A 24,455-nucleotide genomic window follows, 5' to 3' on the forward strand; every position below is an offset into this window, starting at 1 on the left:
AAAATTCTTTTTCGGAAGTATTCTAGAAATATATTTTAGCTTAAATTGCAATAGGAAATTGAACAGTATTTAGAGTTACTATTTTATTAACTTTTTCTAAAAAACTTCTTGTGGTGTTTTGTAATGTAATATCTTATGTGGTAAGTTATTACGCCAATGAAGAGTTCGTCGGGGTGTATGTTCTGAGATACTTTCTATTCGTTTTTCTTTTGGAATAAACCGTTATGTTTTTTGTTAAAGCCTCGTTCTCAAGCATATTGGATCTTGCAAAATAGATAGTATATCGTTTTCAAGGTCAGATATATCCACAAATACTAAAGGTAGATCAATAGCTTTTATCCCAAGTAGTCCTTGATGAAGATAATTATATAAAGTTTTGGTACAAACTATTTCATTATGTGCAAATATATATTTACATTTAGCATATCCGATAGCAGCATCAAAAGACCAATGTTCTTAAATACTTTCTCTTTAACCCAAAATATGAAGGACTCTATGGAGCTTAACTTCATCGTATTAAATGAGCCAAGGCGTTGCTGTTCATACGTTAATTGTCCGGAGCCTGCTAAATATACAAGACGAGCTTTATCTTGTCGAGTTTGAACAACAGATTCATGTTTTAGCTCTGTATAAATAGTAGTTCTAGAGCGTACTAATATGGTTGCAATAGCTGTAAGAGAATCGCCAGTGGCGATTCTCTTTTCTACATCAAAGCGTTCTTCAAGGCTTAAGTGTTTGTACGTAATGTCGTATTATAATTAATATAGTCCATAGTGATTACCTCGGTTAGATTATGTTTGGTCACTTAAATCATAACACAAGGTTTACCATGGATTTTTTAGTTATTCAATTTTATTCTACAGTTAAGCAAAAAAATTTGAAAAATAAAGAGTTTTATAAGGATATAAGCATTAATAAATGAAGCGTACAATAGTCAAACTATTAAATTTAATAAGGTTTAGAATTATTGGTACAATCGATTTTATCGATTACTATTGTGGGTAATGCTATTGAAGCGACAGCATTGAAACTGGATTATAGGTTTATCATTCCTATATTAGTTATAGGTAGTATATTATTATTACATTTAATTCGAGGAAGACGTATTATTATTCGTATTTATAGGAGGAGTATAAATATAAATTAATACTTACAAGTATATTTGTTTTTTTATTTTAGGATTCTATAATAAACTAGTTGGTATACCAACAGAAAAGGGCTTTACTCGGCTGAATTTCTTTCGATATTTCTATTTGGGTTTCTTTTAGTATTCTTGTATGGATATATCTCAATAATATTCCAATATGGATATTTATTCTTACAATTGCTTTGTCTATTTATAGAATACTAAATTCTTTATATAGTTAATTTCAGATTACGTTGGCATTCATCTCTTTGTATTGTTACTGATGGTAGTAAAGTTTTAACTGGTGAGTATAAGGGAAATTATAATGCAAAAGCTGGGCAAGCTATAGAGTTTGATGAAGAAACAAGAACGTTTAGTAGTGGTGGATTTCCAATATTTCCTGATGAAGATCCAGATCTTATAAAACTTACAAGTTGGATTGAATTTAATGCTTCTCTTGATTATGCTTCAGAGAATGGGATGTTGTATGCTGGTGGAAATTCTATGGGCCGTGGTAATATGGTTAGTATGCGTTCGATAAAGCAGGATATACCACGAATTTATACTCAAGCGAATATATTTAATGCGGAATTATATCAGCTGAGAAAAAGTGTTGAAGCAGGTCTTGGGCGGTCTAATATGGGGATGGCGAAAACTGAGCCACGTAATTTGAAGCAAAAGTTAGCTATGGAGAGTGTGCTTAGAGACCCGTTAAGTGGAGCTAAGCAATTACCATTTCCAATGACTGATAAAAGGTGGCCAGGTCAATTAGGTTGGGTGAAGATGGCTAAAAATGTTAATGGTATTGAGATACATTATGTTTATAATAAAAATACACAACAATTTGATGATTTTAAATTTAAATAAGGAATAAAATTATGAATGATATAAAAATTGAATTGATAGAAAAATTTGATAGGTGGTATGAGTTTTCTATTTATATGCGGGCAGGTGATTTTTCTGGTAAGACTAATTTTGGCATAATGTTTAGTGATTATGAGAAATTGATTTGTGATATTGAAAAGATGTATATGGAATTGGAGGGAGAATTTTTAATTAATTATGAAGATTCTGATGACTATGTAAAAGCTCGATTTAAGAAATATGGGCATTTAGAAATTTCTGCACAATTAGGGGGGTCGTGGAATGAAAATTTTGTAAGGTTATTAATGCATACAGATCAAACAATGCTTGGCATAATTCTTCAACAGTTAAAACAGTTAAGTAGATAAAAGCTGTTGACTTTATAATAATTATAATCTTTGTAATAGAATTAGTAATTTTTGGATTATTAAATCTTCTGATTTTAGGTATCTCCATGCCAGAATAATTTGCAAGTGATTAAAATTCCTTGATTTTCATTTTATAGGAATCGTATAATCTAATTATAATTTTATACTCGCTTGAAAGAAACCGATGAGGTGGAGATAAAAATAGGAAATGCACTTATAGAGAGCGGGACTAGCTGAGAACCCGTAGTACGCAGCTTATTAAATGGACCACCGAGGGTGGAGTGAACAGATTGGGCTGACCGGTTGTCATGGCCGTGCGTAGATTCCCGATCTCAGTATTCTCCAACGTTATACGAGCGTTAATCGTGAGGGATATGTTAGTATCCTGCGAAAGGGGAATGCAATGCATTCAAACAAGGTGGTACCGCGATTTATAGAGCACTACAATTACATTGTAACGATAGAACTATAGACTCGTCCTTGACGTCAATTGTCATGGGCGGGTTTTTTGTTTGTTGTCTTTAAAGTTATTGCCAACGTAGGTGGTAATTTATATATTCAAAGTTTACAGGATAAAGAGACCTATGTGGGGAAACAGAAAAATACAGGATTTAGTGTTTCTACAAATGGAACTCAATTAGGTAATATTTTCGGTGAGCATTCTAAAGGAGATATGCGTAGCAACTATGCCGGTGTAACGGAGCAAGCCGGTATCTTTGCCGGTAAGGATGGTTATACAATTACTACAAAAGGTACTACCACATTAGAAGGGGCCATTATTGACAGTAAAGCTGCTGCAGAAAAGAATACAGTATCTACCGGTCGCTTAGCGATGAAAGATATTGAAAATACGGCTGAGTACTCCTCGAAGAATACAGGTGTGAGTTATAATCATATAGGAAACTTTAAGTCGCTAAGTCAAGCGGGACAAGATGCGGTATATAATTCGCTAGGACTTTTACCGAAATTATTACCTGAATCTAAGGATTCCGCACATAGCACTACCAAATCTGCTATTGCTGATGGTACAATAACTGTACATGATGAATCTGTAGATATACGTTCGATTTCTAGAGATACCGCTAATAGTCTAAATAAATTGGACAAAATCTTTGATAAGAAGAAAGTAGAGGAACGACAGGAATTAGCTCGGCTCTTTGCTAAAGATGCATTTGAACAATTGCATTATTGGGAACCGAAAACTAAAGAAGAGAAAGTGGCTAAAGCGATTGCTCATGGTGTAGTGGCGGAAGTATCCGCTCGAGTTGCCGGGAATAAACCAGGTAGCGGTTTCTATGCGGGAGTTACCAATGAGGCACTAATTGGTGAAATTCAAAAAGTGGCTAAGACAAATCCTGCTGTGGCACAATGGCTCAGTGCCGGGGTAGGAGCAGTAGTAAATGCCGGATTAGGAAAACCTGTTATTACCGGAGCGGCTGAAGCGCAGTATGGGACTAGAGATAATGCATATGGTAGGATGAAACAGCCTGATGAGCTATCTGAGCTTAAATCTTCTTATTATTATATTATTGCTTTAGATGGTGGCGTGTATAAGAGAAGTAGAACTGGTGATGAACTGGTGGATCCATCTGTATTAAGTACTGATTTTATTTCTGGCGTTGTTGTACAAAATCCTGAAAAAGGACATCAATTAGAAGGACAGGAAGTCTTAATTAATTCGGATCTGAGTTGGACTAATATTGATGAACCTATGGGAAAAGTTCATGTTGGAACTGCAGATTGGGCTATAAAGGATACTTCTTCATGGGATAATCCTAGTGTAAATAATCCTACTGTAATTGAAGAAATCCCAAGAGTCATAGATGAGTGGCCAGAAAAATCTACAGGTAAAATTTATAGGGTTTATAGTAATAGTTCAGAACCAGTATTTACAGGCGAATATCAAGGAAATAGAAATGTTTTAGCTGGTATTCCTGTAGTATCAGATCCGACAAGAAAATATTTTATGTCTGGTAACTATATGATTTATGATGATGGGACCCCTGAAATTCAAAATATATTACGGATAGCTGAAATGAATATGGTTATGGATGATGTTGTTAATACACCAGGCATGATGTTTGCTAATGGTGATATGGGACGCATTAAAACTGGATTCCCTAGTAACATGAGCCCTATAACACAAACCGTAGAACCCGTATATAGAAAAAATAATATTATTAGTCAAGTTGATTTTGATTATGATCCATTTAAAAGTAAAGGCTTACTTTATCCTATTTCTGAAAAATCATACGGAGATCTGAGTAAAATATTTAATACGTATAAGCCAAATAATTGGAACTTTTTTGATTCTAGATCTATTAAAACTGATAAACCAGGATTTATACATGTAAAAGACAGTAATAAAGTAATGAGATATAGAGTGGACCCACCTGATAATATTACTCAATATGAACATATACATTTTTATGATAAGAATGGAAATGCATTAAATGAACGTTATAAAATTACCCCAAGTGATAGTCCTGATTCGCATATAAAAATAAAACAAGGTGAAAACTCGATAAGTAATACAGAGTACAAAAATGAAAGGAAATAATAGTATGGAAAAAGAACTAATAGAGAAAGAACTTTTAAAACTACGTTATCCAGATCAACGTGTTTTAGATATAAATATTATGGATTTGGGTAGTACAACTAAATTGGCTGCTGAAACATTTATAATTGAATTTTATCATTGCTCATTTATAAAGATAGATAATGATTTAATGAATTTTGAAAATATACAGCAGTTTAAAAATGGTAATACAGGATTATTTCTACAGAATATATCTGTTGATAATGTGACTATACAATCAAGAACTGGTGTATCCAATAATATAGTGAAATGTGGTTATGCTTATGCTCATGGTAAACGATTTGAAATTATGTGTACTATGATGGATATAGTTATTGAATGTTTAGATTTTAAAATTATAAAGAAGAGTGATTTAGAAAGAAATATTGAATCGTTAATACATTATAAAGAAAAAGATCAATAGTTGATAAAATATAATTGTGCTTAATTGTAGAATGAAATTGAACACATAAAAAGTCCATAGTGAACCTATGTTATGATTTAAGTGACGAAACATAATCTAACGAGGTAATCACTATGGACTACACTAATCATAACACGATATTACAAACAAACACTTAAACTTTGAAGAACGCTTTTATGTGGCTTGAATTGCTGCTGGTGATTCTATTACTTCTATTGCTACCGTATTAGGGCACTCAAAACTACCATTTATTCAGAGATAAAATGCGGTTCTGTTGTTCAAATTCGACAAGGCAAAGCCTGTATTGTATATGTAGCAGATTCCGGACAATTAACATATGAACAGCGACGTCTGGGTTCATTTAATACAATGAAGATCGATGACATCTGAACTTGAAGATGAAATACTATCTATCTATTTTGCGCATCCCTATTCGGCTTGGGAAAGCGGTTCTGATGAACGGAAGGTCTGTTTCGCCGCTTTATTCCAAAAGGGAATCGAATAGAAAATGTCTCAGATGATACACTCCAACGAGCCCTTCACTGGTGTAATAATTCGCCACGCAAGATATTACATTACAAAACACCACAAGAGGTCTTTTTAGAAGAAGTAAGTAAAGCAGTAAATCTAAGTACTGTTCAATTTCATATTGAAATTTAAGGTTTTTATTTTGATAACAATTTTTCTTTTGTTATATCCAATACTATATTTACTTTAATGTTAAGTCGAGTTTTAATAATTTTTTGGATAATAATACTAAATAAATCTCTTTATATTTCTTCTCGAATTGTAATAAGTAATGCGACAAAATTAAATTAATTTTCTAATCTCATATTTTACAATTCACCACATAATCTATATTAGAATAAAAAGGATTAGAAAATTGTTATGAGAGCGTAGCGAGAATTATAATAATGTGGTTAGATAATGAATTTTCACTATTTAAACAAAATATAGAGATATTACGAGTGAATCAACGCATAGGCAGACTAGCATATTTGTGGGCTGTGTTTGGATTAGTGATTAGTAAATTTTTAGTTTATCTTATATTTGTTGTATTGATAGGGCTTATTCAAGGGACTCCGCTTCAAGGTAGTCAATATTTGTCTTATATTTATTTTGGAAGTCTACAGATTATACATATAGTTGCAACTATTTTTATACTTAAACGTAGACTAAATGATTGTGGTTCATCCTTGTGGTATATGATCTTGGTCCCCATAGTGTACATAAGCTTATGGGTGTATTGGGGGATGAGTTTTAGTTGGGCGTCTATATCCGAGACTATTGTAAATGCAAGCTTTTATTGGGATGGGTTCTTTTGGCAGTATTTCATTTTAGCTTGCTTTGCCTTGCCTCTCAGCGTGCCAGATTCTAATGAGTATGGTTTAGATGAAGGTCGAGATAGATATAATAACTACATTATTGCTTACGTTCGAAGTTCTACCATTAGTGAAGATAAGGATGCTGGCAAATTTGACTATGTGTGCAGTTGTATATGGGATGTTCTATTTGCTAGGATTTTTGATATTAAGGGAAGGACTTCCGTATCAGCCTTTTGGGTTGGCCTTGTAGGATCTCGCGCTTTCATGGATATTATTATGTATATGATTATAGCAGTAGTATCGTTAATTGTTCAGCTGGATATCCCTCTTTATATACCACGTTGGAGCTTTATGTCTATCCTAATATGGCCAGCCATAGCTATGATTACACTAGGTATACGTAGACTTCATGATTCTCTATTAAGCGGGTTATGGATTATTGGCCTTTTTATTCCATATATCAATATTTTTGTCAGTTATCAATTGTTGTTTAAAAAATCTTGGTATATTGAAAGTTGAGATTTATCCTTGACTTTCATTCTATAGAAACCGTATAATCAAATTATAATTTTATACTCGCCTGTTAGAAACCGATGAGGTGGAGATAAAAATAGGAAATGCACTCACAGAGAGCGGGACTGGCTGAGAACCCGTAGTACGCAGCTTATTAAATGGACCACCGAGGGTGGAGTGAACAGATTGGGATGACCGGTTGTTATGGCCGAGCGAGATACCCGATCTCAGTATTCTCCAACGTCACACGAGCGTTAATCGTGAGGGATATGTTAGTATCCTGCGAAAGGGGAATGCAATGCATTCAAACAAGGTGGTACCGCGATTTATAGAGCACTACAATTACATTGTAACGATAGAACTATAGACTCGTCCTTGACGTCAATTGTCATGGGCGAGTTTTTTTGTTGGCAAATGCCGAATGGAGGTTCTTATGATGTTTCCTACTCTTGATCGTGTAAAAGCCGTCGCACCGGGGTACGATATCGTGCCGGTGTACGTGGAGCTTTTATCCGATGTACGTACACCGATTAGCGTGCTGAAAGCGTTAAAACAGGTGAGCAGTCATACATATCTGCTTGAAAGTGCGGATAACAGCAATCATTGGGGCCGTTACTCCTTCTTGGGCTACGATCCTAAGATTGAGTTGTTTTGTAAAAACCATCAAATGACGATTAAAGACGGGACGATTCGTACCTTTGCCTGTTCGGATCCTGCCGCTGAAATTCGTCGCATCTTGCATCAATACAAGAGCCCGCGACTCGAAGAATTGCCGACTTTCACAGGTGGATTCGTAGGGTATTTCGCATGTGAATATATTCGTTACATCGAGCCGACCCTTGATGTGCCGGTCCCGGATGATGATCCGGCGATGGTCAACGATGTGGATCTGATGCTATTTGATAAGGTTATCGCCTTCGATCATTACAAAAATAAAATCTATTTAATCGCCAATATCGGCACCGAGGATCTGGAACGGAACTATAACAAGGCCGAACTTGAGCTGAATGCATTGGCAGACCTCGTGCTTCATGGTAAGGAGGCGGATGTGCCGAAGGGCCTGCTGCAGTCCGATTTTACATCAGAGTTTACAAAGGAAGAGTTTGAAGCGGTCGTTACAAAGACACAGCATTACATCAAGGAAGGGGATATCTTTCAGGCCGTTGTGTCGAATCGGCGCGAAGCGAAGTTTGAAGGCAGTCTTTTGAATGCGTATCGCGTGTTGCGTATGCTGAATCCTTCGCCGTATATGTTTTACCTGTCCGGCGGTGATGTGGAAATGACCGGCGCATCGCCCGAAACATTAGTGAAACTGACGGATGGCACGCTTAACACATTCCCGATTGCGGGAACGATGCCTCGCGGTAAAAGTGAAGCGGAGGATCTTGCTATCGAGGAAAAACTCATCAATGACGAGAAAGAGCTGGCGGAACATAATATGCTCGTCGACTTAGGTCGTAATGATTTGGGTAAAATCTCCAAATTCGGTTCCGTGAAAGTAGAGGCTTTACATATGCTGCAGCGCTTCTCTCACGTCATCCATATCACCTCCACCGTAAGCGGTGAAATTCAGGACGGTAAGGATGCATTGGACGCCATCGGCGCTACATTGCCGGCAGGGACTTTATCCGGAGCGCCGAAGATTCGGGCGATCGAAGTTCTGCATGAGCTTGAAAAGAGTCCGCGCGGTGTATACGGCGGTGCCGTAGGCTATATCGACTTTTCCGGTAACATGGACGTATGTATCGGCATTCGCATGGCGATGAATAAGGCCGGCAAGGTATATGTTCGGGCCGGTGCCGGTATTGTACGCGACTCCGTTCCTGAAAGTGAATATAATGAAACGATTTATAAGGCGCAGTCCATGGTGAGCGCTATTACAAAGGCACAGGAGGTGGAATAATGGTACTCCTCATCGATAATTACGACAGCTTTTCCTTTAATTTGTATCAACTGGTGGGATCCGTTGATCCGGATATCAAGGTGATTCGCAGTGATGAACTGACGGTTGATGAAATAAGAGCGTTGAAACCGGACCATGTGATACTTTCACCGGGACCGGGCAGGCCTGTCGACGCAGGCGTATATGAAGACCTGCTGCGCGAATGCAAAGGAGAATTTCCGATTCTCGGCGTGTGTCTCGGACATCAGGCCATCGGCGAAGTATTCGGCGGCACCGTGTCCTATGCAAAGCAGGTGATGCACGGTAAACAAAGCGTGGCGAAACAGGTGCGTCTGTCAAAAATCCTCAAAGATGTGCCCGAAGAATTTGAAGTGGCAAGATACCACTCCCTGGCGATTATTGATGAAACAATTCCGAGCGATCTCATCATTACATCCGTTACAGCGGATGGCGAAGTGATGAGCGTGGAACATAAGGACTATCCGATTTACGGCGTGCAGTTTCATCCGGAGTCGATCATGACGCCGAACGGGGAACAAATGATTCGCAATTTCTTAGGCAAGTAAAACGGTTATAAATCGGCGCTAGGGGCTATTTTGAAATAATTTCTTGTAGCAACAATAAGGTCTTTCGGAACTCCGAAGGCCAACCACCCCTTTCGGGGCCGCCAAGTCGTTCCTCAAGACCTTATTGCTTGCATAGAATAAGAAATTTTGATTTTCAAAGCCACCCGCTTCGCGCGCTAAGTCGTTTGTGAGCGCTCCTTTATGCCGTTCTAAGACGGTTACTACAAGCCTAAGGTATTGCGAATCAGATCCCCTTATCTCGGGAGGGGGCGTGTAGCGTCTTTCCAGGTGAAGCGCATGTTTTGGGGCATGAATCTGTGCGTTACGGCATACAATGCGCAGGTTCAGTGGTTAAATGTTAATATGAGGGATACTTCTAGCAAATTGATATGATTGTTTATATGCATATAGGGACGATTGGTATATGGCCGAAGCCGACTTGGCGGCCCCGAATAGGGGTGGGTGGCCTCTGGAGGCTGAGGCCATATGCCAATCGTCACCGGATCGTGTTCGTATAGGTATCAATTTGCTAGAAATATTCCCAAAAGGAGATATAAAAATGATAAAAGATGCATTATATGCTGTAACGCATGGTCAGGATTTATCCTATGACCTTGCAAAGGATACGATGAACAAAATTATGAGCGGCGATGTATCGGAGATTCCGATAGCCGGTTTCTTATGTGCTCTTGCGGCCAAAGGCTCTACGGTAGACGAGGTGACCGCTTTTGCAGAGGTTATGCGCGAGAAGGCGGGCTCCGTACCTCATAACGGCACGGTTGTGGAAATTGTAGGCACCGGCGGTGATGAAGCGAATACGTTCAACATTTCCACTACTTCCGGGTTTATCATTGCCGCTGCCGGCATACCTGTCGCAAAGCATGGTAACCGAAGTGTATCCAGTAAATGCGGTGCTGCGGACCTCATCGAAGCGTTGGGGGCTAAATTGGAACTCGATGGCGCGCAAAATGAGCAGGTGTTGGATAAGGCGAATATGTGCTTCATGTTTGCCCCCGTATATCATCAGGCCATGAAATATGCCGGCCCCGTGCGTAAAGCCTTGGGCGTTCGCACCGTGTTCAACATCCTCGGACCTCTTGCGAATCCGGCAGGGGCTACCGTTGAATTGATGGGCGTTTACGATAAAGCGTTGGTAGAGCCGTTGGCGCGTGTATTGTCCAATCTCGGTGTAAAGCGCGGCGCCGTAGTGCACGGTTTTGATGGTCTCGATGAGATTACGGCTACGAATAAGACGTACGTATGTGAAATTAATAACGGCGCTTTCACTGGTTACGAACTGGATCCTAAGGATTACGGATTTGACTATGCCGACAAAATCGAGCTTGAAGGCGGCGATGCAACAGTGAATGCGGAGATTACACGTCGCGTCCTCGGCGGTGAGCAAGGCGGTAAGCGCACCGCGGTTCTCCTCAATGCGGGTATGGCGATTTATCTGGCCAAGGACGGTCTTACATTGGCGGACGGAATCAACGAGGCGAAATCGATGATCGACTCCGGCAAGGCGCTGGCGACGATGGAACGATTTGTGAAAGTAACGCAAGAGGTATAACCGTTGATTTTAGATAGAATTGTAGAGGCCACCGGGATTCGGGTGGCTCGAGAAAAACAGGAGAAATCCCCGGAGTCCGTGAAAGCGGCCGCATCAGCGTTGCCTGCTGATACGGGATTTCCGTTCGAGGCGGCCTTGCGCCAGCAGGATTTTAACTTTATCTGTGAGGTTAAAAAGGCGTCGCCATCAAAGGGAATCATCGCTGAGCACTTTCCGTACCTGGATATCGCCAAGGAATACGAATTGGCCGGCGCGGCGGCTATTTCCGTGCTGTCGGAGCCGGATTTTTTCAAGGGCGATAAACGATACTTGCAGGAAATTGCGAATACTGTTAAGATTCCGGTGCTTCGGAAGGACTTCATCATCGATGAATATCAGATTTACCAGGCTAAGGTCTGGGGCGCATCGGCAATCCTTCTGATTTGTGCCTGCCTCGATGTGCCTACATTGATGAAGTTCCGCGAACTGGCGGATTCATTGGGGCTGTCCTCTCTGGTGGAGGCTCATGATGAACATGAGGTGCAGATGGCCATTGAGTGCGGGGCGCGTATCATCGGCGTCAATAATCGGAATCTGAAGGACTTCACGGTGGACGTTCAGAACAGCGTGCGCTTACGGAATCTGGTGCAGGACGATGTAATTTTCGTATCTGAAAGCGGTCTTGAAACGCCGCAGGACATTCAGGTGCTGCGGGACAATAACATCGGAGTTGCGTTGATGGGGGAAACATTCATGCGTGCTCCTGACAAGGTTGAAAAGCTGGCGTATCTTTACGGACCGACATACTATACGCCGAAAGTCAAGATGTGCGGTATTTATGATGTGAAAACGATTCCCGCCATAGTAGAGGCAAAGCCGGATTACATGGGTCTCGTGTTCGCACCGAGCAGGCGCCGGGTAACCGTTGATCAGGCGAAGCAACTTGTGGACGGGCTTCATAAGCAGTATAGTTATTCTCTAGCTATTACACAGGATGGTATTGCGAGCGCTGAGAATAACGACTTCGGTATTAAAACGGTAGGCGTATTTGTTAATGAATCCATTGAGAACCTGGTGAGCATCTCCGGCGAGGTCGGCCTTGATGTTATTCAATTACATGGTGATGAGGATGAATCTTTCATCAAAGCATTGAAGGAACAAACAGATCTGGAGGTGTGGAAAGCTGTTCAGATTCGCAGTGCCGAGGATGCACAGGCGTGGCTTGACAGCGGAGCGGATATGCTCCTGTTTGATGCATATCACGGGATTGAGCGGGGCGGTACGGGTGAAGTGTTCGACTGGTCCTGCTTAGATGGATTTGAACGACCGTTCATGCTGGCCGGCGGTATCGACAGCACCAATGTGGCCCGCGCCATTCGCACGGTGCGGCCTTATGGTATCGACATCAGCAGCGGCATAGAAACAGAGGGCGTAAAAGATGAGGAAAAAATCAAAACTTTCACAAAGATGGTAAGACGCATCGCCTATTAATCACGGAGTTCACATAGATGTATCCTATAGTATAGATGGTTTATGATGCGATTCATCACAGAGTAGAGTAAATGATAGTATCAGATAATTCTATTATGGGAGGAACCTGTTATCGGGAAATCTTATGTTGGAATTTGAATCATTATATAAATGAGTCTCAAGAAAGGTAAGTTATATGAGTAAGCAAGCAAGACATGGCTATTTTGGCTCTTTCGGAGGTCAATTTATGCCGGAAACATTGATGAATGCAGTCATCGAATTGGAAGAGGCGTACAACAAATATAAAGACGATCCCGAGTTTGTACGTGAGCTGGAGGATTTACATCGCAACTATACCGGCCGTCCGTCCCTTTTGTATTATGCGAAGCGTATGACAAAGGATTTGGGTGGTGCCAAGATCTACCTTAAACGGGAAGACTTGAATCACACCGGTTCTCATAAGTTGAATAATGTACTCGGTCAGATGCTGCTCGCGAAACGGATGGGTAAGACCCGCGTTATCGCCGAAACGGGTGCCGGCCAACACGGTGTGGCGACGGCTACCGTAGCGGCTTTGATGGGTATGGACTGTGAAGTGTTCATGGGTGCAGAGGACTGTGAACGCCAGGCGCTCAACGTGTACCGGATGGAACTGTTGGGGGCCAAGGTTCATTCCGTAACGAGCGGTACGGGTACATTGAAAGATGCCGTGTCGGAGGCGATGCGCGAGTGGACGAACCGCATGGCGGACACGCATTATGTGTTGGGTTCCGTTATGGGGGCGCATCCATTTCCGCTAATCGTACGTGATTTTCAATCCATCATCAGCCGTGAAGCGCGTGAGCAGATTCTGGCGGCGGAGGGTAAACTGCCGACCGCTGTTATGGCCTGTGTTGGGGGCGGCTCCAATGCGATGGGCATGTTCTATAATTTTATTCCTGATGAAAGCGTGCGTCTCATCGGCTGCGAGGCTGCCGGACGCGGTATCGATACGGAAGAACATGCAGCGACAATGTCGAAGGGCAGTGTAGGTATCTTTCACGGTATGAAATCCTATTTCTGTCAGAATGAAGACGGACAAATCGCGCCGGTATATTCTATCTCGGCCGGTCTTGATTATCCGGGCATCGGACCGGAACACGCATTCCTGCACGATAGCGGTCGTGCCGAATACGTGCCTGTAACGGACGATGAAGCGGTGGATGCTTTTGAATACTTATCCCGGTTAGAAGGCATTATTCCTGCTATCGAGAGTGCGCATGCGGTGGCGCATGCACGCAAAATCGCCCCTACCATGAGTAAGGACGATATCATTATTATTTGTTTATCCGGTCGCGGTGATAAAGATGTGGCGGCTATGGCGAAATACAGAGGGGTGGATATTCATGAGTAAGATTAAAGACGCTTTCAAAAAGGGCAAGGCATTCATCCCGTTCATCAGCGCCGGGGATCACGGCATTGAGACGACGGAGCGCTATATTCGCATTATGGTTGCGGCCGGTGCGGATATGGTGGAAATCGGTATTCCCTTCTCGGACCCTACGGCGGAAGGGCCCGTTATTCAGGAGGCGAGCACCCGTGCATTGTCGACAGGCGTAAAAATCAACGATATCTTCGATATGGTGCGTCGTTTGCGCTCCGGAGATGATGCGGTGACGGCGCCTCTCGTGTTCATGACTTATTTGAACCCGATTTATGTATTCGGCCGTGAAGCATTTTTTAAACTCTGCGAAGAAACGGGTATTGCAGGCATCATCGTGCCGGATATGCCGTACGAAGAAAAAGGTGAGCTGGCAGGTATTGCACATAAATATGGTGTTGAAGTGGTATCGCTCATCGCGCCGACATCCGAAAATCGCATTGAAATGATCGCGAAAGATGCGGAAGGTTTCGTTTACTGTGTATCGTCTCTCGGCGTTACCGGTATGCGCAGCGAAATCAAGACGGATATTAAATCCATCGTCGAGTCGATTCGCAAGTATACGGATATTCCGATTGCCGTCGGATTCGGTATTTCCACGCCGGAGCAGGCGGCGGCTATGGCATCCGTTTCGGACGGTGCTATCGTGGGCTCCGCCATCGTTAAGATTATTAAGGACTACGGAGAATCGGCCGATGAGGCTTTGTTTGAGTATGTCAAAAAAATGAAAGCCGCTGTAAGTGAGCAATAAAAAAATCCCTCGGTATCGAGGGATTTTTTTATGTAGACCTTATCTTGGCATATCAGGCTGTTGCGGTTGTTTCGGTGCATTTTGATGATGGTGGGAAGGCGCCTTTTTTACTTTTTTGTGTTTCTTTTCTTTAGGTGGTTTTGGAGCAGGTGGTTGATCCTTTAATTCTTTATGATGTTGCTGAACCTCTTGTGGAGGCGGCGGATTATCGAACGGTTGTTTATCAGCCGCACTTGCCAATCCTGCTGTTAAAAACATACTCATAGTTGTTAATAAGAGAGCTTTTTTGAAGTTTACTTTCATAATATGTCTCCTTGCATTTTACAAATTCTAATGTTAATAGTCAGTACATAGTGTTATCCGGAATTTACATCATGTACTGACTATAATGTAATGCAAGGTAGTGAAAGTAATATGAAAAATATCAGCCGTTTGTAGATTCCGCTCTCATATGAGCATGGCTGCGTTCCGCTTCGCTCTTGTTATCGAACTGGCCCCAGTAGGAATGTCTCCGCTTCTTATTCTTTTTAGCTTTTCGTTCTTTCTTTTGATGAAGGGGTTGCCATGTGCTGCGATGATTATGATTTTTATCGTAGGAACCGTCTTTATATGTATGGGATTCATATGGCTCGCCGATTTTATAGCGATATTCTTTTGCCTGTGCTGCATTCGATCCGATGCCGGCAACTAAAAATGCGGCTAATCCTGACATGGCGATTGCTTTGATCAATTTAGCTTTCATAATGTTTCTCCTATACAAATACAAAATTAATTGTGTAATTTTTAGTTTTGAAAAACTTTTTAATAGTATATGCAGGTTTAATGAAGAAATGATGAGTATTTGTCACTTCCTTAGAACATAGTATAATAGTTATAAATTAATTTATAAATGAGTTTGTTGATATACGGATATATTGTATCGCGATTGATATAAGGAGCATTATGAAAGAGAACATATATAGTATCCTCTACAATGAGTTGGTACTGAATTATGCGAACGGCAAAGGACGTACAAATCGGCGGGATTTTTGGCTAACTAAGGCCTCTATAGTCTTTTTATATGGATGTATTACTTTACTTATGGGACTGGTGGCCGTCTTTACGCCAAATCATTTTATATATGTCGTCGGATTTGAAAAAGGTTTATTAGTCTGTTTAACATTACTCTTGTGCCTACCTATGATCATGCTGATGGCACGGCGATTACGGGACTCCAATAACTCCCGTGAATTACTTGTTTTGATACTGGTGCCCATACTGGGCTGGCTACTGTTAATCTTTTTCTTTTGTAAGAAAAGCCAGCCGTATGCCCTCAATACCGAAACGGATTCGAATGTTGGCACCGTTTCTAATGCGGAATCTGCTTCTAATACTGAATTTGCTCCTGATTCGGATCCCGGCTATATTTCTGGAGGTGATTTCGTTTCCGAAGTCGCCTCTGAACATCATTCTGTTTCGGCAAGTGTTTCTGGCGCTGAAAGTGTGGCTGCTCATAATGTGCCGATCATTATAACGATTGCGTTATTGGCGGTCGGTTCTATTTGCAATTATTTAGGTATGTCTCTCGTTGACCGTGCCTATGAGAGGGAGTTATCCGCCTATGCCGCATTGCAACCGAGTTCTTTTACCACAAAAGCGGCTATAGAATTGAGAAATCCGCAAGCTACGGCGGACGGACGCAAGGTGATCGAACTGTATTTTGATGCTCTTGCGAAAGGAGATTACAGGACGGCATATCGTCAATTAGCACCTCGTGAAATGGAGCGATACGGTGATTTTGAGACATGGAAAAACAAGGTGAACAAGCAGAATTATGCGGTTGAAAATATTTCACTGGACTTTGTCTATCGCAGTGAGGACGATGAACCGATTAAGGAATATATGAGTTATGTTGTCACTTTCAAAGGCAATAGACGGAGCATGGCTGTTAATATGTATTATACGGGAACCGCGTGGGTGATTTATTCTGTAAAGCCCGCTGAAAAGGAGTAGGTGAATATGCGATCAGTAAATATATATGATTTAAATTATACCGATGCGTTCCTCTTGGGGGTCAGGAATTTTGTAAATTTTAAAGGCCGTGCAAGTCGTAGTGAATATTGGCGTTTCATAGCGTGTATCATGATTATGCAAGGTATCGTGGAGGTATTTCTTTTTCTCTGTCATGAAATGGGTTTTTATCAGGCTTTTGACAGCTTTCAATATGTCAGCATGATCGTGAGTCTGTTTTGTATATTGCCTAATCTGGCCATCACGACGCGTCGTATGCATGATATCGGGCGAAGCGGATGGACACAGTTATTGGGATTTATTCCGATTATCGGGGTATTTATGCTGCTCACCTATGAATTGCGCCCCGGTGATAAAGGCGTCAATGTCTATGGTGAACGAACCGGTTATATTACGGTGACGCCTGAATTGAGTCAAACAATCGGTGTGGAAGCAACGCCTACACGACGCCAGGACTGGCTCATGGGAACAGTGGCATTCCTGTTTGAGGTAATTTCTATGACCTCGGTCGTCATCAATCTGCTTTGGGCATTTGTTAATTTTAACGGTTACTTTTAGATACCATGAATGACTGCTTTTAATACATATTTGTTCTTGGTGTTTAGTAATCAGATAATAGGTGCTCAATATAATCGGTGAGTTTATATTAATTTATGAAAGTTTAACAACTCCTTTATAGACAATATAAGACTTTGTAGTAAGATGAATATAAGATGAAATTAAAAACATCTTGTATGGAAATCAAATATGATTCCCTTACTATCATGTGCGTATATATCTATAGGTATAGTCTGTTCATATACAAATATATGAATTGTCGAAGAAAGGAGTTATCCATGAGGATGTGTCCATATTGTGGACACGAGGGGTTGAATAGCGGCTCATACTGTTCATACTGCGGTCGTATTCATAATGTATCAACCTCGTTAGATAAATATAATTTAGGATTGATCGAGAATTGTAAGAGATGTCTCATTTATAAGTATGCCGATTTTGAAGGCCGTGCAAGTCGTGGTGAATACTGGCTTTTTTTATTGATGTATCAGCTGCTCTTTGTGGCGACTCTCTTTATCTGTGCTTTTTTGAGTTATATTAGTCCATTGTCCAGCATCGTCGGTGTAGGGGTAGGATTAGTGCTGTTAGTGCTTATATCCGTGGCCGTAGCGATTCCCGGCGTTGCCGTTGCTGTCCGTCGTCTTCATGATCAGGGACGTTCGGGCGTTTTTGTGTTTATTAATATTATACCGTTAATAGGAACGGTGATTTTCTTTATCCTGATGGCCATGCCCGGTGAAAGTACAGAGAATCGGTTCGGTATGCCGACCGGTTATATGCGGATGACGAAGCGGATGGCGCATGAGATGGGGCTTATAGACTCATCGCCGACAATGAACCTTATCGTAGGAATCATCTGTACGATTGTTGTGCTGTGGTTCTTTGTGGATCGGTTAATTATGGCTTAGATTTTAATCAATCGTTTGAAACATTATATTTTGCTTTAAAATTAAAAATTCTTGAATTGCTTAAAATACAATATGCAATTGGACAGTATTTAGATCCACTATTTTAGTTAAATTGTAAATTGCACCTTCAAAAGTAAGTTAAATTTTGAAGGTGCAATTTTATGTTGAAATAGGATGGTGAAAAATGTAAATTTGTTGTACAATTTAATAATTGAAGCATGTATCTATAGATGTTTAGATAGATGTTTTCTTTTATTTGACTAAAAAAATAATAAATTTTAAATTAATGCTTGCATTATAAAAACAAAAGCAGTATAATCAACTTAACAAAAAGTAAAGTAAATTTTACATAAAGTAAATTAAAGTTTACTAAAAGTAAATTTGATTTAACTGAACGTGCAATAGACTTTTCCGGATGCAAATTTTTATTTTATTGTAGTAAATGTAAGACGTGTTGTATCGAATGTAAGCCGTGTTGTGTTGTATGTAAGGCGTGTTGTATTGAATGCAAGAGTGTTGAAGTCTGTTTTGAAATAGCAGATAGGTTTATTTCAAAACGACGGATGAGTAAAAGGGAGCAGTGGGAGAAAATGGCAAACAGAATAAAGCTTTATAGAACTATGTTGGGCTTATCTCAGCATGAATTAGCAGAAAAAGTAGGTGTTACTCGAGCGACTATCAATAGTATTGAAAATGGGAAAACGATTCCTAGCTTAAAATTAGCTAATGATATAGCCGTAGTTCTCGGTAGAAGCATAAACGATGTATTTCATACATTGAACTAAAAACGGAGATTAAATTTAATAACTGGTAGATAATAAACCTGCATTACTCATGACCACCGGGCAAAGGGCTGTTTCATAATATGTCAGCACATATCTTTGTGAGATTTTTATGCTCGCAAGGAATATGTATAAAGCCTTGGATGTTGGAATACTGTGTGAATGGAGGTTTTATTATGTTATTTGCAAAACTTACTAACTCTGGTAACTGTTTCTCTACTAAGTATGGTCTTATTATTATTAGCTATGGCGTACGTTGGCTTGGCTAAGAAGGATGTAATTTTAAACTTATTTGATTAGTTGAAGAAGGCTTAGTGAATTATTATTCTAACGAGTTTACTGATTGAATGAGAGCCAACATCCAAGGCATCTTATTATGGCTTTATAGGATATCGATTTGACTCTTAGCACATAATGGTTTGCTATAGGTATAAGAAATTAGTGAGTAGTAAAATTATTTATCTCATATTATTTTGATCATACTCTTTGTGAACTTTAAGTTCATAAAGAATATGCATATAAGGTCTCGGATGCCGGAACACTGTGTGAATGGAGGGTTTACTATGTTATTCTCAAAACTTTTTAAATCTGGTAACTGTGTTTCTGTTGGTATAGGCATTGTTGCTGTTAGTTATGGTCCAAGTTGGGCAAAAGGCTTCTAATTGTCAACCTATTTAATCTATTTGATGAATTAAGACTTATAGTAATTTGTTTTAAGATTGACTGATTAAATGAGTACTGGCATCCGAGGCACTTTATTTTAAAATTGAGAGTATATCGGTTAATTTTTAGTAATTGATGAAATTATTATAAGTTATTCAAGATGAATATGTGTGGTATTTGATAATATTATTCAGTTTATATTTTTGAACATACTCTTTGTGGAGTTTATGTTCGCAAGGAATATGTATAAGGTCTTGGATGGTAGTAAACACTGTGTGAATGGAGGAGTTTACTATGTTATTCTCAAAACTTACTAAATCCGGTAACTGTGTTTCTGCAGGTGTATGGTTTGTTAGCATCAGTTACGGTCCAAAATGGGCGAAAGGCTTCTAATTCTTTATCAGTTTTATATTAGCTTTATATTGATAAGATAATTTATAGTACATTATTTTGATTTAGGTGTGTATATTGTCAGATAAAAGCTACCATTCAAGACTCTTCATTTTAATAGTTCTATTCAATGATTATGTTTAGTTTTGTTGATACGTTGATGTTAATAATAAAATAAATAGTTTGTTATAAAGGATTGAGATCAATGAATCAAATTAAGGAAGATAAGGAGAAGTTATATATAAATTTTGTTGTTCTATCTGTATTTCCAGTTGTTTTAACACTTGTTGCAGGTTTAATAATAGATCTTCTTATCGGCGATTTACGATATGGTCACTTCTCCGCTTTGATTACCGTTTGGATAAGTATGATTATTGGAATGGTAATTTTCCCGGTGATTTATTTACGCCAAAATGATAAAGAGGTATGTAATTTATCTGATTTAGGGCTAGTTATTGATTTACCGATGGATGGTATAATTATAGGTCTTTTGATTGTATCTCTTATAATAGTAAAAACAATATTTTTAGGAGGCGATATTGTCTTTGCCCTTATGCAGAACATACCGATTGCTTTTTGTGAGGAGTTCTGGAGTAAGGGCGTTCTTTTTACCCAATTAAGACAAATATTCAGGAATGATTATATTGTCATTGGAATAGCGGCAATGGTTTTTGCTTTTATAACACATATGGGTAATAGCTTTGTAGACAATCTTGTGCTTAGATTTCCTTTCGGATTAATTGCCGGATTCATTTATTATAAAACAGGAAAGCTAGCGTATCCTGTTTTACTACATTTAATATATAATGCAATGATTGTTTGATGTAAAATGGTAACCATTATTAATGATTCGAGGAGGCCGATTATGAAAAAATATGTTTTTATATTGTCTCTTGTATATCTTCTCAGTATATTGGCCCTTACGGTATATACTGATCAATTCAATGGGTTGTCTGTTTTGGGTATTCTTGTAGCTCAAATTTTTATATCGATTATTCTTTTGTTTCTTTTCAGAAATCAAGCAAAACAACATTTGAGGACATTGGCTGGATTAAATGTTGCTTTTTTTGCAGTATATAGCATTTTACAGAATTTCTTTATCTTAACAGGCAGCAGACTTGAAACTATTCTGGCAAATAGTAATTTTATAAATAGTAATAATGTGACCGTACAAGCTAACAATCCAATAGAAGATACTATTACCGGCATCGTTATTTTCGTGATTTTACATTGGTTTGTTACCTATCGATTAAGTAGAGCAAAGAAAGATGAAACGGTTTAGCTTACTCTTTCAAAAACCGTTAATGGCGATAAGTTCATTAACGCTAGCCATCCTTTATGCAATTGCGTTGCCGGCATTAGCGCTGTTAATACAATGGATTACTAATACTTTGGTTGAAAAACAGGAAATCAGTTCCGCTCAGGTAATGATATCTTTAGGATTTGCAGTGGCTGTTCTTGGCATATCGGCTTTATATGTATATGTAAAGGATCGATTGATAAATTCTATAATACGAATGGAAAAGAACCGTATTTTTACAGAAGTATTTAGTAAGAATATAAGTGATTTCCGTAAGAATAATACATCCGTTTATACATCTGTTCTCAATCAAGATATTTATATTATTGAAGATGATTATTTTGAGACCCTGTATAGTATTGTCGGTGGCATAGCTACAGTTATTGCTGCATTTGTTATTATGTGGTTTATATACTATAAAATTATCTTTATTATGCTAGGGTTAGTTATAGCAGGCTTGATCATCCCTAACTTATTAGGCACTAAGATGGGGAAGTATAAGAACGAATATCTCGTCAGTTTTGGACAGTTTAATGGTGTTATAAAGGATTATTTTAATGCTTTTGAAGTCATCAAGGCTTATCGTGTATTGGTAAATGTTATAAATTCGTTTGGCCGATATAATAATGCACTTGAAAGTAAAAGACTGAAAAGTAAGTTGTTCGAAGATATTGTTTTGGTTGTTTCTAATTTTGCCGCATTTATGTTGAGCTTGGCAATGTTTCTCATATGTGCCTATTACGTGAGTATAAATGAAATACGTGTGGGCGATATGGTTGCCGTTGTGCAACTTTCCAACAGTATTATGAGCCCTATTATGATGATATTGTTGTCATTGGGGCGTGTCATTTCGGCAAAAAAAGTATGGAATAATATCGATGAGATCAAGTTGCGAAAATCTGGTGTTCATGATATTGATATCGATAAACTACATGATACTGATCGGATTCAATTCAGTAAAAGTATAGAATTTAAAGATGTCAGTTTTGCTTATCCGGGAAAAGAGCAGAATACACTTCAGGATATCAACATAGCATTCGAGAAAGGTAAAAAGTACGCAATCGTAGGCATGTCCGGAAGCGGGAAAACGACTTTATTAAAGATGATTTTGCGTTATTTTGATAACTATTCAGGCTCTATATCTATTGATGGATACGAATACAGTAAGATTGATGATGAATCCGTGTATGATAATATCACATATATGCAGCAGCATAGTGTGATGTTCAATGATACGTTGGAATACAATTTAACGTTGGGTAACACGGTTTCCGATAACTTATTGGATCAGGCTATTGATAAAGCAAATCTGAGAAAGACAGTTGATAAATTAGCTAAAGGACTTAAAACGATTGTTCAGGAGAACGGAATAAATTTCTCCGGTGGAGAGAAAAAGCGTATTGAAATATGCAGAGCGCTTTTAAAGAAATCGGATATTGTTATAGTTGATGAGTTCTCGTTCGGACTCGATAATCTTACTGCTAAAATATTGGAACGCGAGCTGGTGGGACTTGATGCAACGGTTATCAATGTTACGCACTTCTTGGATGAAGATATCTTGAGATTATATGATGAAATTATTGTATTAGAGGACGGCAGCATTCGAGAAGTCGGATGTTTTGATGAATTGTACGATAATGGGTCTTTATTCTACCGACTAATAGAAAAAGGAGGAGAAGTGAATGAGCAACATGCTTCATGATAGGACTTATTTATTTAATGTCAAAGGTGTAAACATCATCGGCAATGGTGATAATGGTGCAATAATCGGTCTGGATGACGAGGGATTAAATTTTATTGATAAAATTAAACAGGGCAAGCTCGGTGAATGTAGTCTAAGTGATAAAGAGAAACAGATTATGACGGCTTTGAATGAGCTCGGTTATTTTACGAGATCTGCCGGCAACTTGAATACTGCCTATCTCCACGTGACAGATCGATGTAATTTAAGCTGTGTTGGGTGTTATTCTTTCATAGAAAATCGTAACTCACAAAAGGATTTATCTACTGAAGAATTATTAAATATTGTCGATCAACTGGCGGAATGTGGTGTCAAAGGAATAACCATATCCGGTGGGGAACCTTTTTTGAGAACCGATATGCCACAAATACTCGAACGCATTAAGAAGCATAATATGTATGCTGCAGCGATTACAAACGGTACAATGGACTGGGATCGGGTTAAAGAAGCCCTTCCGTACCTTGATGTTTTGAATGTGTCGGTGGACGGATATAATAGGGAAACACGGTTTATCAGAAATGACGGTATAATGGATAAGGTATTGGATTTCGTTGAACATTTCAAAGATTTTATCCCTGTCAATCTAGTGTTTACTTTGCACAAGAAAAATGTTGAATATATGAAAGAATATATTCAACTTGCAAACGAATTAAATGTATCTTCTAATTTTAGTATATTCTCAGTAGACCCGCACGATGAAACGTTTTCCGGTTTCGTTTTAGATGAAAGTGATCTTGGTAAGATTTCAAAGTTCGTTAATGACGTAGAGGGTGTTTACATTGAAGATAGTGTTATTAACGGACAGAGTGACGGCCTTGACGGATTAGGATGCAAAGTCGGTTGTGGTCTAGGGTGCGGTATAGTCAGTGTTGCCGCTAACGGAGATGTTTTTCCTTGTCATATGCTACATAAAGAGGAGATGAAAATGGGCAGTCTTAAGACTGATTCTTTGAAGAACATTCTTAAGAATAAAGAAGCAAAGTGGTCCGGAATAACGGTAGATGATATTTCAGACTGCAGTGACTGTGAATATAAATATATGTGTGGCGGCGGCTGTCGCGGCAGATCCTATTTATATCACAAAGCTTTAGAGCATAAAGATCCGTTCTGTACATTGACAAAACTATACTTGAATAAACGCACAAAGATTTTTGAACAGATTGCTCAGCAAGCATAAAAATATAGCGGATAGTTGATTATATGTAATCGACTATCCGCTATGTTTGTTTGTAAAGAAGAATCCTACTAA

At 39.1% G+C, this 24,455-nt stretch carries 22 protein-coding genes and 1 pseudogene; 20 read left to right on the plus strand and 3 right to left on the minus strand.

Annotation, left to right across the window (positions count from 1 at the left end):
- Nucleotides 1–386 precede the first annotated feature (386 nt).
- Nucleotides 387–746, minus strand: a complete 360-nt coding sequence (locus CKV62_RS09530; protein WP_331711901.1) for a helix-turn-helix domain-containing protein — start codon at nucleotides 744–746, stop codon at nucleotides 387–389.
- A gap of 884 nt (nucleotides 747–1,630) precedes the next feature.
- Here CKV62_RS09530 and CKV62_RS00855 point away from each other — a divergent pair.
- From CKV62_RS00855 to trpA, 12 genes and pseudogenes are all read left to right on the plus strand, one after another.
- Complete coding sequence (locus tag CKV62_RS00855; RefSeq protein ID WP_197696280.1) at nucleotides 1,631–1,993, plus strand: hypothetical protein; 363 nt, start codon at nucleotides 1,631–1,633, stop codon at nucleotides 1,991–1,993.
- A gap of 11 nt (nucleotides 1,994–2,004) precedes the next feature.
- Nucleotides 2,005–2,358 (plus strand): WapI family immunity protein, encoded by a 354-nt coding sequence (locus CKV62_RS00860; protein WP_095064904.1) that lies wholly within the window; start codon nucleotides 2,005–2,007, stop codon nucleotides 2,356–2,358.
- Nucleotides 2,359–2,866: 508 nt separating this feature from the next.
- A complete protein-coding gene (locus CKV62_RS09500) occupies nucleotides 2,867–4,918 on the plus strand; it encodes a hemagglutinin repeat-containing protein (protein ID WP_095064906.1) in 2,052 nt (683 codons plus the stop codon).
- 4 nt (nucleotides 4,919–4,922) lie between these two features.
- Nucleotides 4,923–5,360 (plus strand): hypothetical protein, encoded by a 438-nt coding sequence (locus CKV62_RS00870; protein ID WP_157728907.1) that lies wholly within the window; start codon nucleotides 4,923–4,925, stop codon nucleotides 5,358–5,360.
- A gap of 385 nt (nucleotides 5,361–5,745) precedes the next feature.
- Nucleotides 5,746–6,020: pseudogene (locus tag CKV62_RS09645) on the plus strand (transposase); the annotation flags it as partial.
- Nucleotides 6,021–6,274: 254 nt separating this feature from the next.
- Complete coding sequence (locus CKV62_RS00880) at nucleotides 6,275–7,204, plus strand: DUF805 domain-containing protein (protein ID WP_095064911.1); 930 nt, start codon at nucleotides 6,275–6,277, stop codon at nucleotides 7,202–7,204.
- 427 nt (nucleotides 7,205–7,631) lie between these two features.
- Nucleotides 7,632–9,101: an anthranilate synthase component I family protein gene (locus tag CKV62_RS00885; RefSeq protein ID WP_095064913.1), complete on the plus strand. Its 1,470-nt coding sequence runs from the start codon at nucleotides 7,632–7,634 to the stop codon at nucleotides 9,099–9,101.
- Complete coding sequence (locus tag CKV62_RS00890; protein WP_095064915.1) at nucleotides 9,101–9,667, plus strand: anthranilate synthase component II; 567 nt, start codon at nucleotides 9,101–9,103, stop codon at nucleotides 9,665–9,667. Before CKV62_RS00885 ends, CKV62_RS00890 begins: the two co-directional genes overlap by 1 nt.
- A gap of 559 nt (nucleotides 9,668–10,226) precedes the next feature.
- Nucleotides 10,227–11,237 carry an anthranilate phosphoribosyltransferase gene (gene trpD, locus CKV62_RS00895; protein WP_095064917.1) on the plus strand — a complete coding sequence of 337 codons (1,011 nt, stop codon included), beginning with the start codon at nucleotides 10,227–10,229 and terminating at the stop codon, nucleotides 11,235–11,237.
- 3 nt (nucleotides 11,238–11,240) lie between these two features.
- Nucleotides 11,241–12,707, plus strand: a complete 1,467-nt coding sequence (trpC, locus tag CKV62_RS00900; RefSeq protein WP_095064919.1) for an indole-3-glycerol phosphate synthase TrpC — start codon at nucleotides 11,241–11,243, stop codon at nucleotides 12,705–12,707.
- A gap of 175 nt (nucleotides 12,708–12,882) precedes the next feature.
- On the plus strand, nucleotides 12,883–14,079 hold the full coding sequence (gene trpB / locus CKV62_RS00905; RefSeq protein WP_095064921.1) for a tryptophan synthase subunit beta: 1,197 nt from the start codon (nucleotides 12,883–12,885) through the stop codon (nucleotides 14,077–14,079).
- On the plus strand, nucleotides 14,072–14,857 hold the full coding sequence (gene trpA / locus CKV62_RS00910; protein WP_095064923.1) for a tryptophan synthase subunit alpha: 786 nt from the start codon (nucleotides 14,072–14,074) through the stop codon (nucleotides 14,855–14,857). The genes trpB and trpA overlap by 8 nt, the downstream gene beginning before the upstream one ends.
- Before the next feature lie 39 nt (nucleotides 14,858–14,896).
- Here trpA and CKV62_RS00915 read toward each other — a convergent pair whose 3' ends face one another.
- On the minus strand, nucleotides 14,897–15,160 hold the full coding sequence (locus CKV62_RS00915) for a hypothetical protein (protein ID WP_095064925.1): 264 nt from the start codon (nucleotides 15,158–15,160) through the stop codon (nucleotides 14,897–14,899).
- A gap of 121 nt (nucleotides 15,161–15,281) precedes the next feature.
- Nucleotides 15,282–15,599, minus strand: a complete 318-nt coding sequence (locus tag CKV62_RS00920) for a hypothetical protein (protein WP_095064927.1) — start codon at nucleotides 15,597–15,599, stop codon at nucleotides 15,282–15,284.
- 200 nt (nucleotides 15,600–15,799) lie between these two features.
- Here CKV62_RS00920 and CKV62_RS00925 point away from each other — a divergent pair, with 200 nt between their 5' ends.
- From CKV62_RS00925 to CKV62_RS00960, 8 genes are all read left to right on the plus strand, one after another.
- The gene (locus CKV62_RS00925; protein WP_095064929.1) at nucleotides 15,800–16,849 is read left to right on the plus strand and encodes a DUF805 domain-containing protein; all 1,050 of its coding nucleotides are present in this window, start codon (nucleotides 15,800–15,802) and stop codon (nucleotides 16,847–16,849) included.
- A gap of 6 nt (nucleotides 16,850–16,855) precedes the next feature.
- Entirely contained in the window at nucleotides 16,856–17,425 is a 570-nt protein-coding gene (locus CKV62_RS00930) for a DUF805 domain-containing protein (RefSeq protein WP_095064931.1), read from the plus strand.
- A 251-nt stretch (nucleotides 17,426–17,676) separates the two neighbouring features.
- On the plus strand, nucleotides 17,677–18,330 hold the full coding sequence (locus CKV62_RS00935; RefSeq protein ID WP_231968341.1) for a DUF805 domain-containing protein: 654 nt from the start codon (nucleotides 17,677–17,679) through the stop codon (nucleotides 18,328–18,330).
- Between the two features lie 590 nt (nucleotides 18,331–18,920).
- Nucleotides 18,921–19,115 (plus strand): helix-turn-helix transcriptional regulator, encoded by a 195-nt coding sequence (locus CKV62_RS00940; protein WP_095064935.1) that lies wholly within the window; start codon nucleotides 18,921–18,923, stop codon nucleotides 19,113–19,115.
- A 1,255-nt stretch (nucleotides 19,116–20,370) separates the two neighbouring features.
- Nucleotides 20,371–20,988 (plus strand): CPBP family intramembrane glutamic endopeptidase, encoded by a 618-nt coding sequence (locus CKV62_RS00945; protein ID WP_095064936.1) that lies wholly within the window; start codon nucleotides 20,371–20,373, stop codon nucleotides 20,986–20,988.
- A 42-nt stretch (nucleotides 20,989–21,030) separates the two neighbouring features.
- Nucleotides 21,031–21,447, plus strand: coding sequence for a hypothetical protein (locus CKV62_RS00950; RefSeq protein ID WP_095064938.1), 417 nt, complete (start codon nucleotides 21,031–21,033; stop codon nucleotides 21,445–21,447).
- Nucleotides 21,434–23,167, plus strand: coding sequence for an ABC transporter ATP-binding protein (locus CKV62_RS00955; protein WP_095064940.1), 1,734 nt, complete (start codon nucleotides 21,434–21,436; stop codon nucleotides 23,165–23,167). The genes CKV62_RS00950 and CKV62_RS00955 overlap by 14 nt, the downstream gene beginning before the upstream one ends.
- Nucleotides 23,148–24,383 (plus strand): radical SAM/SPASM domain-containing protein, encoded by a 1,236-nt coding sequence (locus CKV62_RS00960; RefSeq protein WP_095064942.1) that lies wholly within the window; start codon nucleotides 23,148–23,150, stop codon nucleotides 24,381–24,383. The genes CKV62_RS00955 and CKV62_RS00960 overlap by 20 nt, the downstream gene beginning before the upstream one ends.
- Nucleotides 24,384–24,455 lie beyond the last annotated feature (72 nt).

The sequence above is a fragment of the Veillonella rodentium genome (genome assembly GCF_900187285.1).
GTDB lineage: Bacteria > Bacillota > Negativicutes > Veillonellales > Veillonellaceae > Veillonella > Veillonella rodentium.

Excerpts from the sequence above, each read along its gene's own strand:
- CKV62_RS00880 (WP_095064911.1), top strand. The coding sequence starts at position 6,275 with ATGTGGTTAGATAATGAATTTTCACTATTTAAACAAAATATAGAGATA.
- trpB (WP_095064921.1), top strand. The coding sequence starts at position 12,883 with ATGAGTAAGCAAGCAAGACATGGCTATTTTGGCTCTTTCGGAGGTCAA.
- CKV62_RS00915 (WP_095064925.1), bottom strand. The coding sequence starts at position 15,160 with ATGAAAGTAAACTTCAAAAAAGCTCTCTTATTAACAACTATGAGTATG.
- CKV62_RS00955 (WP_095064940.1), top strand. The coding sequence starts at position 21,434 with ATGAAACGGTTTAGCTTACTCTTTCAAAAACCGTTAATGGCGATAAGT.
- CKV62_RS00870 (WP_157728907.1), top strand. The coding sequence starts at position 4,923 with ATGGAAAAAGAACTAATAGAGAAAGAACTTTTAAAACTACGTTATCCA.
- CKV62_RS00950 (WP_095064938.1), top strand. The coding sequence starts at position 21,031 with ATGAAAAAATATGTTTTTATATTGTCTCTTGTATATCTTCTCAGTATA.
- CKV62_RS00960 (WP_095064942.1), top strand. The coding sequence starts at position 23,148 with ATGAGCAACATGCTTCATGATAGGACTTATTTATTTAATGTCAAAGGT.
- CKV62_RS00920 (WP_095064927.1), bottom strand. The coding sequence starts at position 15,599 with ATGAAAGCTAAATTGATCAAAGCAATCGCCATGTCAGGATTAGCCGCA.
- CKV62_RS00855 (WP_197696280.1), top strand. The coding sequence starts at position 1,631 with ATGGGCCGTGGTAATATGGTTAGTATGCGTTCGATAAAGCAGGATATA.
- CKV62_RS00930 (WP_095064931.1), top strand. The coding sequence starts at position 16,856 with ATGCGATCAGTAAATATATATGATTTAAATTATACCGATGCGTTCCTC.
- CKV62_RS00885 (WP_095064913.1), top strand. The coding sequence starts at position 7,632 with ATGATGTTTCCTACTCTTGATCGTGTAAAAGCCGTCGCACCGGGGTAC.
- CKV62_RS00945 (WP_095064936.1), top strand. The coding sequence starts at position 20,371 with ATGAATCAAATTAAGGAAGATAAGGAGAAGTTATATATAAATTTTGTT.
- CKV62_RS00890 (WP_095064915.1), top strand. The coding sequence starts at position 9,101 with ATGGTACTCCTCATCGATAATTACGACAGCTTTTCCTTTAATTTGTAT.
- CKV62_RS00935 (WP_231968341.1), top strand. The coding sequence starts at position 17,677 with ATGAATTGTCGAAGAAAGGAGTTATCCATGAGGATGTGTCCATATTGT.
- trpD (WP_095064917.1), top strand. The coding sequence starts at position 10,227 with ATGATAAAAGATGCATTATATGCTGTAACGCATGGTCAGGATTTATCC.
- CKV62_RS00925 (WP_095064929.1), top strand. The coding sequence starts at position 15,800 with ATGAAAGAGAACATATATAGTATCCTCTACAATGAGTTGGTACTGAAT.
- CKV62_RS00860 (WP_095064904.1), top strand. The coding sequence starts at position 2,005 with ATGAATGATATAAAAATTGAATTGATAGAAAAATTTGATAGGTGGTAT.
- trpA (WP_095064923.1), top strand. The coding sequence starts at position 14,072 with ATGAGTAAGATTAAAGACGCTTTCAAAAAGGGCAAGGCATTCATCCCG.
- CKV62_RS00940 (WP_095064935.1), top strand. The coding sequence starts at position 18,921 with ATGGCAAACAGAATAAAGCTTTATAGAACTATGTTGGGCTTATCTCAG.